At 62.3% G+C, this 722-nt stretch carries 1 protein-coding gene; it reads left to right on the top strand.

Features of this window, described 5'->3' with window-relative positions; translation table 11 throughout:
* The coding region (locus SZ55_RS21690; RefSeq protein ID WP_044411506.1) for an aldehyde dehydrogenase family protein at positions 1–180 on the top strand (180 nt) is incomplete at its 5' end.
* Between the last annotated feature and the right edge of the window lie 542 nt (positions 181–722).

The raw sequence follows: 722 nt of genomic DNA, 5'->3' as shown, positions 1-722 counted from the left end.
GGCATCAAGGCCGGCCGCGTCTGGACCAACTGCTACCACCTGTACCCGGCCCACGCCGCCTTCGGTGGCTACAAGAAATCCGGCGTCGGCCGCGAAACCCACAAGATGATGCTCGACCACTACCAGCAGACCAAGAACCTGCTGGTGAGCTACGACATCAACCCCCTGGGCTTCTTCTGACCCCACCCGCCCCAAGAAAAACGCGGCCKCGGCCGCGTTTTTTCGTTTCAGCCCCCCACACGCACCGGGGGTGTGGGAGCGGTGGCAAACGTAGGATGGGCTGAGCTGTGCGAAGCCCATCATTGCGGGGCCAGGGCACGGGGTGATGCGGTTCGCCGAGCTCACCGCATCCTACGGACATGACTGTGCGTCGGATGGATCGCGCTTCATCGATCCACCGCCGGAGTCATGCCGAATGCCACACGCGCCGAGGTACGGGGAAGGTGTGGGAGCGGTTTCAACCGCGAAGAGCGTCGCGAATGAATTCGCTTGTATGTCCTAGGGTGAGACCTGTCGGGGGCGGAGGGACTGAATTCGCTTCTGCTAGTCAGACCGTGGGAGAAATCTCCCGCCCCTCACCTCACTGCAAGCGCCGATAAGGAATCCATCGGCTCAGGATCGCCCCCTGAGACCGACCATATCTGCAAGCCTGCGCCAACGTGAGCCCCCGACAGGTCGTTTCATCTTGGCCCTGGGAGCTCACCATGACAATGCACTGTACC

Source organism: Pseudomonas sp. FeS53a, from assembly GCF_000931385.1.
Taxonomy (GTDB): domain Bacteria; phylum Pseudomonadota; class Gammaproteobacteria; order Pseudomonadales; family Pseudomonadaceae; genus Metapseudomonas; species Metapseudomonas otitidis.
Note: the sequence above shows the minus strand (reverse complement) of the source record. Positions and strands in the feature narration are given on the sequence as shown.